This window comes from Aliivibrio sp. 1S128 (assembly GCF_001691065.1).
Taxonomy (GTDB): domain Bacteria; phylum Pseudomonadota; class Gammaproteobacteria; order Enterobacterales; family Vibrionaceae; genus Aliivibrio.
The window spans coordinates 342,330-356,266 of sequence record NZ_MAJV01000025.1 but is presented as its reverse complement, the minus strand read 5'-3'; the positions used below and the strand labels follow the sequence as shown (position 1 = coordinate 356,266).

The following is a 13,937-nucleotide window of genomic DNA, read 5'->3' as shown; positions in this document are numbered from 1 at the left end:
TTATCAATTGTCATGGCTTATTTTTTAGATCGTGCAGAAAAACAAAAAACCACTGACTTAGGAAAGGCAGTGGTTAATCTTGATACATATATCAATTTAATCAAATTCGATTTCAGATGCTTGTAATTGACCAGCGTTATTAATCAAATCAACATCGACTTTAGAACCTACTTTTAATTGATCTTTCGTTCCATCTTCAAAGCGAGTATTTTCAGTAATAGTGACAACTGTTTTACCATTTAGAGTCATCATACCAACACCATTATTCAGGACTAGTGTTGTTACATAGCCTTCTACTTCTGCATTTGCTAGATCTAGACCGTCCTCAACATCAACGTCTGTTGCATCGAATATTTTTGAGGCAGTATTATAAGAACCTTCAATCTCAACCCAAGCACCCTCACTTAATTCAGATTCATCCTCATGATCTAAGAATGCACCTGAATACTCTATATCTACATCACCAATTTTAAATGTTTTAGTATTTAAATTTAAAGCCGAGATCTTGCCTTCATGTAAAGCTTGAGTTGTAAAATTAATCTCATTTATAGCAGTAAGTACCCATTTAGGTGTAGCATCTATATAACCAGAAAGCATCACCCAATCACCAACTACAATATTTGAAACATCCAAATTAGAAAAAGTAAAAAGCTGCCCATTAACTTTAATACTATCTGCTTTTACTTCCTCAACAGCTCCGACAATTTCAGGGTCAAGATCAACTTCATAAGCAACACCATCGTCGAACTCAACATCAACCTGCATACCTGCTGCAAGATTGTTTTTATCAACATAATGACCATTTAACTCAATACGAGTACTCGCTAAACTTAATGGCATAGAATTGATTGTCATCGTATCAGTATTCGTATCAACCGCTTCAATCGCGCCAATGTATGAGCTTGATGCGTGATGATCATTTGAATCACCTGAATCCTCAGAGCCACACCCCGTTAAAACAGCTGTTCCTAATAATAAAATAGCGACTTTCTTCATTTTTAACCTAATTCTTATAATTAATTCAATTTCTAAGAGTACTATAGTGGTAAGAGTGTGAAGGATTCGTGAAGAGAGAAATGAAAGTATTAATTGTTGAAGATAACCACCACGTAGCAGAAACCATTGCCGATTATTTAGAGCTTGTCGGTATTGATATCGATTGTGCGTATCATGGCGTTGCGGCGATTGAAATTCTAAAAAAAGAAAGCTTCGATGTCATCGTAATGGACATTATGATGCCAAAACTTGATGGTATCAGTACTGTTGAATCATTAAGAAACGATCATGCTTGCAGCACTCCAATTCTATTTTTAACCGCCAAAGACACCCTTGAAGATAAAATTCATGCCTTTGAAGTCGGTGGAGACGATTACCTTGTAAAACCTTTTGCCATGGAAGAATTACATATACGTTTATTGGCTTTATCCAAACGCGGACGTCGTACCGACATTGGAAAACTAACGTTTAAAGATATGGAAATGGATATCAAAGCAGGCACCTTATCTCGCCAACAACGATTAATAAAACTGGCCCCTATTCAATTAAAAATTATTGCATTATTAATGAAAAAAGCGCCTGATATAGTCAGTAAAAATGAACTTATTGAACATATTTGGGGTGATGAATCCCCGTCAAGTGATGCATTACGAAGTCATTTATACACCATTAGAAACGCCATTGATAAAGGCTTTGATACCTCAATACTAGAGACGATTCATGGAAAAGGTTACCGACTTAAATAACACAATAAAGCACCCTAGTTTCTTTAAAAAAATACGTTGGACGTTTGGCATACTGACGTTTTTAATGTTCTCTTTATTTTGGTCTGTTATCTACATTGCTGAAGATCAATTAGAAATAATTAGTCTTCATCATTGGCTTGATACCGAAGCAAATCAATACATCAGAAAATACCCTCAATTAGGCGAAGAAACACCTTTGCCTAATGAAGAAGAGTTCTCTACTTATTGGAGCGAACAAGAACACCCTCTTTGGTTAAATACTTATAATAAACCGGGGCTATACGAGCAACAACTCGGTATTGAAGATAAACATTTTATCGTTAAGCCTCATCCATCTGGTTCAGGCTTATTGTATGTTCTCTTTCAAGATGATTCCGATGATTATTTAGATGAATACGAAGCAACTTTGCATATATTAACCTTATCTCTTGGTGGTATTTCTACTATTTTAATGATCTTATACGGCATTTATTTTGTTCGTAGTATTTCCTTACCGCTTCGCCATATTCAACATAAAGTGGAACTCATGTCTCCAGAGTATGATGACTTCACAGTTGATACTAAGTACCAAGAAACGCGAGATATCGAGCGAACTCTCCTAGAAAATAAACATCATATTGCTCAATTTTTCACTCGGGAAAAAGAGTTTAGCCGCTTTGCGTCACATGAATTAAGAACCCCTATCATGGTTATTCAAGGCTCTGCTGATTTACTCGCAAAAGTGCCTAATCAACCCAATGTCGCTTTAAAAGCCATCAATCGCTTACATCAAGCCAGTGAAGAAATGACGTTACTAACAGAGACCTTTTTGTTACTCGGTAAGCAAGACATTGAAACTCACCATTTTCATCAATATCAAATAGATAAAATATTAAATACACAATTGAAACACCTGAAACCTTTATTTGCAAAGCAAGAAATGGGCGCAGAACTCTCTATAAAACAAGGAGAACCCTGCCTTGCTCCAAGTAGTTTTATCACTGTAGTTATAAATAATTTGATTAAAAATGCATTCAGTTACAGTGTTGGTGATATCGAAATAAGCTTAAATGAAAATACTCTATGTATCTCCAATTGCCATGATGGCAACGATACTTACAACGCAGGCTATGGCTGTGGATTAGTCATTGTTGAAAGAATTTGTGAAAGAATGAACTGGCAGTTTGAGATACAGCAAACTGAAAAATACTTTATTACGACGGTTATCTTTAGTTCTTATGACCTTTCAATCTCGTAGTAAGCAGAGAATTGACAGTAAAACAACACAGATTTTGATACACTTTACTTAATAAAAACACAAAGAATGGATACCACTGTGAGCGAAATTAATTCAGTTTCAAATTTATCAAACATTAATATATTCCCAGTAAAATCAATTTCAGGAATTTCAGTTTCTGCCGCTAAAGTCGAAAAGCAAGGCTTGCAATGCGATCGCCGCTTTATGGTCGCAACCTTGGATGGCAAAATGATTACTGCACGTACTCATCCTAACATGGTAAAAATCAAAGCCATTATAGAACCTGATGGATTGATACTTTGTTATCCTGGCTTACTTGATTTACATCTAATTTTTAATGATTTTGACATGAAAAAGGTGACAACTACCGTCTGGAGTGATTCTTTTTCTGCCTATAGTACCACTCAAGAAGCCAATCAATGGTTCTCTGCAATTTTAGGCCTTCAAACACAACTGCTTTACTCTGGTGAGCAATCTAATCGTGTTCGTGAAAAAATCCAAACTAACGTAAGTTTTGCCGATGGTTATCCATTACTCGTGATCAGCGAAGCCTCTCTAGCAGAATTAAACAAACGCAGTACTGGCCACCAAACGATGGCACAATTTAGAACAAACCTTGTTGTATCAGGAACAGAAGCATTCATTGAAGATTCTTGGAAACGCATCCGTATTGGCGAAGTAGAATTTGAAATTGTTAAACCTTGCCAACGTTGTATCCTAACGACGGTAAATCCAAACACCGCTCAATACCATCCTAACAAAGAACCGCTAAAGACATTTTCGACTTTCCGTGCTGACGATTCTGGCAATGTCTATTTTGGTCAAAACCTCATTGCTAAAAATGAAGGCACGATTAACGTTGGTGACGTAATTGAAGTATTAGAAACCAAAGAAAAAGAGTTTTACGTCGATTCAACCAAAAATACAGATACTTCAGAAACAACAGATCATAAAACAACACCTCAACGTGCTGCGGTATCAGAAGAGATCACCATTAGCTTAAACGGCAATTTATTTACAGGAAATACTGTTGAGCCTTTACTTCAACAAGCTGAGGCCGCAGGACTTAATATAAATAACAGCTGCCGTGCTGGTTTATGTGGTGCCTGTCGAGTTACTTTAGAATCTGGAGATGTTGAACAAGAAGATTCTCCGGCCTTAAATCAGCAGTTAAGAGATGCAGGAATGATCTTAGCTTGCTGCTCTGTACCTAAAACCGACATTGAAGTGGTTGATTAACCTAAACTGATGCTAAAAAGAGAAAGGCATAGGACGATGCCCTTCTCTCAGTTACAATAGCGCCAATTCGTAATTAAAGAGATCGTCATGTCAGACCAAGAAGAATTTGAAGTAGAAGCGATTGGTGTTGAAGTTAACATGCAACCAATTGAACTATACAAAGTATTAAAAATTGCCAATGTTGTGAATGGTGGCGGTGAAGCTAAGCACATGATTGGCGAAGGTTATGTTGGCGTCAATGGTGAATTAGAACAACGCAAACGTCGTAAAATGTACGATGGTGATGTGATTGAGTTTAATGAAGAATATTACGTAGTTATCTGTGACACTCCAGTTGGTGAGCTGCCAGAAGTTGAAGAGAAACCTCAATTTATTCCAGTAGAACCTGAGTATACAGAGCCAAAACCTAAGAAAGAAAAAAAGAAAAAGCAAAAGCCAGAAATACCAACTACGATTGATCCAGAAAGCGGTCGACGTTCAATTAACTTCTTCTAATCCAGTTTCAATAATAAGCCCCTATCTTCAGGGGCTTATTTATTACCCCAATAGCATGGCATCCTTCCGCCTTTTATTATTACAAATATGCAAAAGATATACTCTTCCCAACTTAATAACACCTTGTACCTAATGTGATTGTTATTACCGGACACTTAGGTGCCTTTTACTTTCTTAGCCAAGCAATGAAAACCCTACCTGTTGGTATTGCTCATGCTTCTTGGGCAGGACTGGCTATTATCGCTGTTACTTTAATTTCAAGCCTATTTTATCACCCGCATTTAGACAGCAAAATTTGGCTCGGTATTGGATTTATTAGTATCGGAATTGCGATCATAAATCTTTCATCTGTTCCACATACCCATTAATCTCTTTTTATTGTTATGATAGAAAAGGAAGCTATTTTTACTTTATAAACAGAATAAAAACAAAGAGGTTTTATGACCAAACAACCTAAGAAAGTGTTGATATTATTTGCTCACCCTTCCCAGCATCGTTCTGAAGTGAATGTGTCACTTTTAAAGGCAGCAAAGAAAATTGATCATGTTACTGTGGTTGACTTGTACCATGACTACCCAAAATTCAATATAGATATTGATCGAGAACAACAACTGTTATTAACCCATGATGTGGTTATTTTTCAATTCCCTCTGTACTGGTATTCCACACCGGCCATTCTCAAAGAATGGCAAGATATGGTATTAGAATATGGCTTTGCTTATGGGACAGAAGGAAAAGCATTACAAGATAAAACCTTCCTATGTGCGATTACTGCTGGTGGCAAAGAAGAAGCGTACCAAACCAATGGCTATAATCAATTTACCATTCGTGAACTCCTTCACCCCCTTGAGCAAATGGCTTCTTTAACAAGTATGGAATACATTGCCCCACTTGTTTTATTTGGTGCACGTACTGCGTTGGAAGATGACCGCATAGAAAGACACTCTGACCGTTTTAAAAATTTACTCTCTGCATTAATTGAAGATCGTGTTGATATTGAAATCGCAAAAACACTGCCAAAATTAAATCATTCGTTTGATAAATTTATTAAGGACCCAGCATCATGACAGGATATTTTCTACAAGCCTTTATCTACCTGTTTGCCGCCGTCGTAGCCGTACCTATCGCTAAACGCCTTGGCCTTGGTTCTGTACTTGGTTATTTAATTGCTGGTGTCGTGATTGGTCCAATTATTGGATTAGTTGGCGAAGAGACTACAACGATCCAGCACTTTGCTGAATTCGGTGTTGTAATGATGCTGTTCCTTGTTGGTCTTGAGCTTGAACCTAAAATGCTATGGGGAATGCGTCATCGCTTAATGGGACTAGGTGGATTACAAGTCGGAGGTACTACTGCCATTGTTATGGCTATTGCCCTATTCTTTGGTCAACCTTGGACCATTGCATTGAGTATTGGTTTAATCTTTGCGCTTTCTTCAACCGCTATCGTGTTGCAGACATTCAATGAAAAAGGACTAGCTAGAACAGAAGGCGGACAAAACGCATTCTCTGTGTTGTTATTTCAAGATATCGCCGTTATTCCAATGCTCGCTTTCATTCCGCTATTAGCATTACCTGAGTTGGTTGAAAAAGCCCAATTAGCCGCAGCAAGTGCAGCAGAGCATCATGACGAAATCAGCTTAGTCGTCGGTCTTCCGGGTTGGGCCTATGGTATGGTGATCTTAGCGTCTATTGCTATCGTCGTTGTCGGTGGTCACTACTTAAGTCGTCCGTTATTCCGTTTTGTCGCAAGCTCAGGCCTACGAGAGATCTTTACTGCCACGGCATTAATGCTTGTGATTGGTATCGCAGCACTGATGAGTTTAGTGGGTCTATCTCCTGCTCTGGGGACTTTTTTAGCCGGCGTAGTATTAGCGAACTCAGAGTTTAGGCACGAACTAGAATCTAATATTGATCCTTTTAAAGGCTTATTGCTTGGGTTATTTTTTATCACTGTAGGAGCCGGCATCAATTTTGGTATTCTGTTTGACGACTTCTTTACTATTATCGGTCTTACCCTTGGTGTTATGGCTCTAAAAGCCTTGATATTATACGTTCTCGCCTTAATTTTTAAGATTAAAAACAGCAATCGTTGGTTGTTTACATTAAGTCTGGCTCAGGCTGGTGAATTTGGTTTTGTACTATTAAGCTTTACCGTTCAAAGTCATGTTCTTCCTCCTGAAATTGCACAACCGTTATCATTAGTGGTTGCACTTTCGATGTTCTTAACTCCAGGGCTATTCATCTTATTTGATAAAGTGATCTTGCCTCGATTTGAGCAAAAATCGAATGATCGTGAAACTGATAGTATTGATGAGAAAGGCACGGTAATTATCGCGGGTGGAGGTCGTTTTGGACAAGTAGTAAATCGCTTCTTAGTATCAAATCATGTAAAAACCATTGTGCTTGACCACCAGGCAGATCAGGTTGACTCATTACGACAAGTAAATACAAAGAGTTACTTTGGTGATGCGACTCGCCCTGACCTACTGCATACCGCTGGAATCGAACATGCAGCAATGTTGGTTGTTGCCATCGATAACCAAGAAAGCAGTGTCGAATTGGTAAAATACGTTAAGCACACTTATCCAAAAGTAAAAGTGCTCGCTCGTGCTTACGATAGAGGCCATTCTTATATGCTTCGTTGTGCAGGTGCCGATTTTATTGAATCTGAAACGACTCGTTCTGCGCTTGAGATGGGAGCAGAAGCAATGCGTGAACTTGGCCAACATCCATTCCATGTTGAACAACAAAAATTGGCCTACAAAAAGGTAGAGAATCAAAGCTCTGATAAATTATATCAAGCGTGGTTAGATGACTCCGAAGGCGAACGATTTGATAATAACTATCGTAAACTTTTCATTGAGCTTGAAAGCACCATTAAACATGCCATGAGTAAAGATCGCTCTGATAAACACAATCAATCAGAGCGTGCTTGGACTCCACCACCAAAAGGCTATGCTGATGATCTTGATGAGTAATCACGTGAATAAATAACTCAAGTATCCACACATAAAAATGCCCTACTCATTACTGACTAGGGCATTTTACTTTGGAACTATACACTCCTTATTCTTTGCATTCAGAATAACAACTTGGCTTTCTCGGGCACACCGCACCACGAGAACAAATCACTCTCGCATCCGTTTCTAACCCACGCTCAATCCAATTAATATTTAATATCTTAGCGACACTGATCAACTCTCTTTTTATACTCTTGGCTATCGGGCTTTCTCCACCATTTTTGACACACGCTTTTTGTAAATCACGAGCTAATGAAACGGCATCTTTACCTTGTGCTTCAATGGCTGGGTTTAAATCAATTCCGGCACACAACACTCGATTATTACCCGCAGGATCGGTCATATTCACCGATTCACAACAATAAATACGCGGTTCATTATCGACATTAAGAATGGATATCTGAGCCGAACTCCCCTCTTTTGGTTCTGATAATCGGCGAAATACCGCCCAATGATGACAAGGGTCATTCACTTGTTTCATATTTCCCCAAGGCAGAGGGATACCATTACCTCGATACACCGCTTTAAGCTTGCCCGGAGCATACGCATCAAAATAATGCCAATGAGGGTAAGGAGAAACGACCGTCATTCGCCTCATAGCAACAGAAGGAGAGACGCCAGCCAAGCGATGAGCATCTATTTCATACCCATGTCTATCAAGTAATTGTCTAAATGGAACTCGTGGACATAATAGAGCACCAGCGAAAAAACTGGATTCAAAATCACGCCATGCATTCAAAATGTCTTGTGCGTTTAGTGAGCTATCTGTGTGGTGTATTTCATCATCAAATACACGATGACTGCCCACAGATAATGAGCTCTTTAACCCTTCTTTGTTATGTAAAACACAGTGCCCAATATAAACGGCTAAATCATACTTTAATCGTGTTGGGTGATTCTTTAAGATCTCATTCAGATACACAGTACATGGCGGCTCAAAAAAAGAGGTCAAGAGCTCTTTACCATTAACACCGAATTCATCTACGACTGATTTAGGCGTTTCTTTTACCCATTTGAATATCAAGCCATGCTTAGCCGCAATATCCATCATCTGCTCAACACTGAGTGGCAGTTGTTTTAACCCAACCTCTTCTGCTGCACGCTCTAAATCAGGAAAGTGATTTTGATTGTTTTCTTGATGGGCTCGAATAAGAAGGTGTGCAAATTGACGGCCAGTAACCCCTGTTTGGTTGAGCATTTCAGGAATAGCAATTTGAAGGATGTCATTAGAGAACAGAAAACTCGGTTCCAATGCCATTCCACTGATCCCGCCTTTTCTGCCTTTATCAGGCGTAATAGCCTGAGACTCAGGTTCACTGTCTAAAAACCATGATGATTCTTTTTGGAACACAGTAGCGATAACTTCTAACATATCAGCGCTGGGAACCCGCTTTCCTCTCTCTATCATAGAAAGATAAGACACTGATGGTGAATTCTCGGGATCCACACGAATGCATCGCGTAGAGAGATCTTCCATCGTTAAGTGATTGCGTTTTCTCAGGTTTCGAATTTTAGTCCCAAGAAAATGACTTTGTCTAATTATACTTTTTGACTGACGCATCTTGTAAAATTCACACTGTTAAGTTTTTGTTGTGAAATTGTAGTCAATATTAAGCTAAGCTTCAATACAAGTAAGCAAACAACTCTGACCAGTGTGACTTACTTACCAATGTCGATAAGAAATTGGCATTACTTAAGGACTATTTATTCGAGGGCAAGACTATGGCTATCACAAATATAAACAACACAAACAATGCACAACAAGAAACTCCGTTTATGGCTGAAGCTGTCTATGCCGTGGAAAACATGGATGCAGGTCATACAGAAGAAAAACAACACAACATTAAAAATTTACTCGACCAACTGTTCCCTTTAACAAAAGGATCGCATCAAGAGGTAACCAACTATCTATTAGATTATCATCATTTAGTGGTGTTTTTTAAAGATGGCGGTTGCAGTGGTTTGCGTAACCCTGGGAAGTTTGTGGCATTTACAGGTCATCGTTCTTCTCCAGACACCATTCTTTTAAAAGACAACAGTGGCAGCCATGTTGAAATCATTTTTGGTCATCATGAGCCGGGGAAAAATACACTAGTAACGATTGAAGATATTGAAATGGAGACGTGTACTACGTTTAGTCAAGATTTCAGTTTAGCAGCAATGCGTCATTGGATTAGTTTACTAAAACGTGATGAGAAATCGCATCATAAAGCTCATCGTGAAGATAAAGAATACACAGCAAAGAATGGGGACGATTACCAACTTGCTTGCTGTTTTAGTCTTTAAACAAAATATCAATAGAATGGACCATTATATGATTTTTAATAATGGTCCATTTCCATCTAAATCTTTCAATTTTTATTATGATCCGATTCATTCTTTAATCTTCATTTTTTCTACTTTTGTAAGTTTTGAAACAACAAGATCATAAGAATTATCTATCCATGACTCTATCATGCTCATTGTGACATCTTCTGAGCACCTTACTGTAATCCAATGTTTTTTACTCATATGGTAGCCACGTTGAATCTCTTTAAACTCTTCTGTAAGGAACGTTACGTCTTCTGGTTTCGCTTTAAGCGTAATCTCTAGCTGATCTTTTCTATATCCAATTAATGCAAACATTTTACCAAAAACTTTAAACACATGAGCTTCTGGTCCAAATGGAAATGAATCTTCACTGCATGGTTTGGCAAGTAGATAATTGATCCATTCCTTTTCTTGAATGTTGCTCTCCATCAATAGCTCCGTCCTATTTTATGTTAATATCTTTGTACTTTAATTTACCGTGAAGAAACAGTAATGTCATCAGAACTTAAGCTTATTCCTATTGCAATTCTATGCGCGGTTCTTTCAGTTGTAGGACATATTATTCTTAGCAGCCTTTTTTCTAATGCGAGTTGGCTTGAATACACTGCGGCATTTATTCCATTACTTATGATTATTATTGTTTATTTTGCTTTTCAATTTGCCGCTAAAAATGATGACCGATAACGTTTTTTCTGCCCTAAATTGAGTGCTTCAATTTATATTGTTCAGGAGTGCAATCGGCATATCGCTTAAACATAGTAATGAAAGGGCTAGTTTGACTATAACCTAAACTAAATGCGATCTCTTTAATTGACATTTTTTTACGCAATAATTCTAATGAATAAAGGTATCTAATACGTAACCGCCATTCCGTAAAACTCATTCCTAATTCATTTTGACAATGACGTGCTAACGTTCTCTCTGTTGTATGATTCCGGGCAGCCCATTCAGCTAACGTTCTTTCATCAGCAGGATTGGATTCTAACGTTTCTAAAATTGGCTTTAATAATTTATCTTTTGATGTTGGTAAAAAACGTTCACTCTGTTTTGCAACTAATAGTTGATCAAATAAAACGCGGATCAACCTATCTTCTTGCTCATTTTCTGGTTGCTGTATACCTTGCTCACGTAACTCCGCAATAAGAGCTTCCACTAAAGGGCTCACTTCCAATAAACACGTATGAGAAGGCAGCTTCTTTGCTAAATCAGGAATAATATTTACGGAACAATAGGCAATAGGTTTACGGTTATAACTTTGATGCTGCATTCCAGCAGGAACCCAAATAGCAAAATGTGAAGGAGCAAGAAAGCGATGGCCTTCCGCTTTTAACTCTAAAATTCCCCCACTTATAATTTGTAATTGCCCCCATGAATGGGAATGGGAACGAGTTTCAGTATTTGACCGAAACGCGTCAAATAATAAATAAATATCTGACGGCAGAGTTTCAAAAGTGACTGATGCTTGTATGTGCCGTTTAACTGCCATCTATCTTCCTAATTCACGGTGTATAACTGTTTGAATATCAACTAATAATTTGTAACTAAACCATATAAGCATAGTTACTTATCACTAACAAGCATATTAATAGAAAAAAAGAAAACCAACTTAAATACACTTTGCTTATTCACATTTTAAAACATATTACCATTCTTGTTATAATGAAGAAAAAATAAAAATAATTTTACCTACAAACCATTTGCATTAGAGTATCAATATGATTACTATGCAGCCAATTAATCTATAACTTGTCTTTATTTGTTTTAAATCAAAAGCATATCGAGTAACAGTAATAATGATTTGGCTAATTAGATTTATTGTTAACTGCGTTCCATTTATTATGGTTAATTATAATGAACATATTCATATTAAAATAAGAAAATTGACAGTGTCACGATTATTTAAATGTAATTAATAAATAAATATCATGGTGTAAAACATCTTACCCATTTATTTAATTATATTAACATCATGAAGTTTATTTCATTCGGTTTAAAAGCAAAGCGAGAATTTATTTCATTAAAAATGACAACCTCATTTCTTTTATATTATAAAATCACTATTTCCGAGGTCGACTGTGTTAGAAAAAAACACCTCTATGGAAAGCATTTCTCGACGGATCGAGGTAAGAAAAGCAGAACTAGGGCTTTCCAACATCCAAATTGCTACTGCGTGTGATGTATCCACCAGGACTGTGATCAACTGGACTAGCGGACTTTCTAGTCCGCATATATCCAAGCTTGTTCCGTTAAGTTTTGTTCTTAAAAAAGAGATCAATTGGATCATATCAGGAAGTAATGACATTTCTGATTGGTTAGGCGTAACCATGTCTGATGTGATCGAATTTCATCAGCAACTATCAAAGTACTCAAAATCTGAACGAACCATGTTGTTTAAGTCAATCAGTAGCTTAATTCAGCAATTTGGCTTTATTTTAAAAACAAAAGGGACAAAGTAAACATCGAATTTATTTAGCGCATATAGATAAAATATGCGCTATCAAGACCTTCCTTTTTTATGACCCATCGCAATTTCTAATTTTCCTTTTTGATCCATACTCACTCCTTGCCTTCTTTTCAACTATACAGAGTGACTATCATGAAAAACCTTGTAGAACGCTTTCTTTCTTATGTAAGTATCGATACCCAATCAAATCCTGCAGCACCACAGTGCCCAAGTACAGAAAAGCAATTCAACTTAGCAAAACAATTAATCGCTGAGTTAAACGAATTAGAGCTTTCTGATGTCTCTTTAGATAAAAATGGCTATGTCATGGCTCGCTTGCCTTCAAACGTTGATTATGACGTGCCTGCTATCGGGTTTGTTGCCCACATGGATACGGCACCAGATGCATCAGGTGAAAATGTAAAACCACAAATTATTAAAAACTATCAAGGTGAAACAATCACATTAGGCACCAGCGGTGAAGAGTTAAATCCAACCCAATTTCCTGATTTAAAAAACCTTATCGGTCATGATTTAATTACCACCGACGGCACTACTCTATTAGGTGCAGATAATAAAGCGGGCATTGCAGAAATCTTAACTGCAATCGCCATCTTACAAGCAAACCCAGAGATCCCTCACGGTGATATCTGCATTGGCTTTACGCCAGATGAAGAAATTGGTCGTGGTGCAAACTTATTTAATGTAGAAAAATTCAATGCTAAGTGGGCTTATACCATTGATGGTGGTCCCGTTGGTGAATTGGAGTATGAAAACTTTAACGCCACTAGCGCTGATGTGATTTGTCATGGGGTTAACGTTCACCCGGGCACAGCCAAAGGCAAAATGATCAACTCAATGAACATTGCCGCACAATTTCAATTGATGATGCCTGCTGAAGAAACACCGGAAGGCACTGAAGGCTACGAAGGTTTCTACCACTTAAAATCAATGAATGCAGGTGTTGCCAAAACTGAACTTGGTTATATTGTGCGTGATTTTAGTCGTGAAGGCATGGCAGAGCGTAAAGCCTTTATGCAACAAAAAGTCGATGAACTGAACGAAAAACTAGAAAAAGGCCGTGTTGAGCTGATTTTAACTGACAGTTACTTCAATATGCGTGAAATGGTAGAGCCTCATCCACACGTCATTGAGTTAGCAAAACAAGCGATGACGGCGTGTGATGTGCAACCAGACATCAAGCCTATTCGTGGCGGAACAGACGGCGCTCGTTTATCATTCATGGGATTACCTTGTCCGAATATCTTTACTGGTGGTTACAATTTCCACGGTATTCATGAGTTCATTACCATTAATGGCATGAAACAAGCGGTTGATGTGATTGTGAAAATTGCAGAGTTAAACGCAATCAATACTAAATCGCACCAGTAATTAATACTCACTGTTTAGTGACTATTCATCAGCAATGATAAAAAATGCCCGATGATT

General features: G+C 37.7%; 15 protein-coding genes. 11 read left to right on the top strand and 4 right to left on the bottom strand.

The genetic code is table 11. The annotated features are described in order from the left end of the window. Window positions 1-96: 96 nt before the first annotated feature. Window positions 97-996, bottom strand: coding sequence for a DUF5666 domain-containing protein (locus tag A6E03_RS05840; protein WP_065600381.1), 900 nt, complete (start codon window positions 994-996; stop codon window positions 97-99). A gap of 80 nt (window positions 997-1,076) precedes the next feature. Here A6E03_RS05840 and A6E03_RS05835 point away from each other — a divergent pair, with 80 nt between their 5' ends. The 7 genes from A6E03_RS05835 (at window position 1,077) to A6E03_RS05805 (ending at window position 7,693) form a co-directional block, all read left to right on the top strand. After that, window positions 1,077-1,742 carry a response regulator transcription factor gene (locus A6E03_RS05835; protein WP_065593367.1) on the top strand — a complete coding sequence of 222 codons (666 nt, stop codon included), beginning with the start codon at window positions 1,077-1,079 and terminating at the stop codon, window positions 1,740-1,742. Beyond that, entirely contained in the window at window positions 1,717-2,979 is a 1,263-nt protein-coding gene (locus A6E03_RS05830; RefSeq protein ID WP_065593366.1) for a HAMP domain-containing sensor histidine kinase, read from the top strand. The genes A6E03_RS05835 and A6E03_RS05830 overlap by 26 nt, the downstream gene beginning before the upstream one ends. Before the next feature lie 66 nt (window positions 2,980-3,045). Further along, on the top strand, window positions 3,046-4,218 hold the full coding sequence (locus A6E03_RS05825; protein WP_065600380.1) for a YcbX family protein: 1,173 nt from the start codon (window positions 3,046-3,048) through the stop codon (window positions 4,216-4,218). A gap of 87 nt (window positions 4,219-4,305) precedes the next feature. Then, a complete protein-coding gene (locus A6E03_RS05820; RefSeq protein ID WP_065593364.1) occupies window positions 4,306-4,713 on the top strand; it encodes an RNA-binding S4 domain-containing protein in 408 nt (135 codons plus the stop codon). Window positions 4,714-4,847: 134 nt separating this feature from the next. Next, on the top strand, window positions 4,848-5,081 hold the full coding sequence (locus A6E03_RS05815; RefSeq protein WP_255310591.1) for a multidrug efflux SMR transporter: 234 nt from the start codon (window positions 4,848-4,850) through the stop codon (window positions 5,079-5,081). Window positions 5,082-5,153: 72 nt separating this feature from the next. Then, window positions 5,154-5,780: an NAD(P)H-dependent oxidoreductase gene (locus A6E03_RS05810; protein WP_065593363.1), complete on the top strand. Its 627-nt coding sequence runs from the start codon at window positions 5,154-5,156 to the stop codon at window positions 5,778-5,780. Continuing rightward, on the top strand, window positions 5,777-7,693 hold the full coding sequence (locus A6E03_RS05805) for a monovalent cation:proton antiporter-2 (CPA2) family protein (protein ID WP_065600379.1): 1,917 nt from the start codon (window positions 5,777-5,779) through the stop codon (window positions 7,691-7,693). Before A6E03_RS05810 ends, A6E03_RS05805 begins: the two co-directional genes overlap by 4 nt. Window positions 7,694-7,781: 88 nt before the next feature. On the opposite strand, the gene A6E03_RS05800 is transcribed toward A6E03_RS05805, so the two are convergent. Further along, entirely contained in the window at window positions 7,782-9,296 is a 1,515-nt protein-coding gene (locus A6E03_RS05800) for a DUF3612 domain-containing protein (protein ID WP_065593361.1), read from the bottom strand. A 161-nt stretch (window positions 9,297-9,457) separates the two neighbouring features. Between A6E03_RS05800 and A6E03_RS05795 the strand changes: the two genes are divergently transcribed. Continuing rightward, window positions 9,458-10,021, top strand: coding sequence for a malate synthase (locus tag A6E03_RS05795; protein WP_065593360.1), 564 nt, complete (start codon window positions 9,458-9,460; stop codon window positions 10,019-10,021). An 87-nt stretch (window positions 10,022-10,108) separates the two neighbouring features. Here A6E03_RS05795 and A6E03_RS05790 read toward each other — a convergent pair whose 3' ends face one another. Beyond that, window positions 10,109-10,474, bottom strand: a complete 366-nt coding sequence (locus A6E03_RS05790; protein ID WP_141676964.1) for an MmcQ/YjbR family DNA-binding protein — start codon at window positions 10,472-10,474, stop codon at window positions 10,109-10,111. A 63-nt stretch (window positions 10,475-10,537) separates the two neighbouring features. On the opposite strand from A6E03_RS05790, the gene A6E03_RS05785 reads away from it, so the two are divergent. Beyond that, a complete protein-coding gene (locus A6E03_RS05785) occupies window positions 10,538-10,729 on the top strand; it encodes a hypothetical protein (protein WP_065593359.1) in 192 nt (63 codons plus the stop codon). Window positions 10,730-10,742: 13 nt separating this feature from the next. On the opposite strand, the gene A6E03_RS05780 is transcribed toward A6E03_RS05785, so the two are convergent. After that, window positions 10,743-11,531, bottom strand: a complete 789-nt coding sequence (locus A6E03_RS05780; RefSeq protein WP_065593358.1) for a helix-turn-helix domain-containing protein — start codon at window positions 11,529-11,531, stop codon at window positions 10,743-10,745. Between the two features lie 589 nt (window positions 11,532-12,120). On the opposite strand from A6E03_RS05780, the gene A6E03_RS05775 reads away from it, so the two are divergent. Together A6E03_RS05775 and pepT are read left to right on the top strand one after the other, a co-directional pair. After that, window positions 12,121-12,501 (top strand): helix-turn-helix domain-containing protein, encoded by a 381-nt coding sequence (locus tag A6E03_RS05775; RefSeq protein WP_065593357.1) that lies wholly within the window; start codon window positions 12,121-12,123, stop codon window positions 12,499-12,501. 140 nt (window positions 12,502-12,641) lie between these two features. Beyond that, entirely contained in the window at window positions 12,642-13,880 is a 1,239-nt protein-coding gene (gene pepT / locus A6E03_RS05770; RefSeq protein WP_065600378.1) for a peptidase T, read from the top strand. Window positions 13,881-13,937 lie beyond the last annotated feature (57 nt).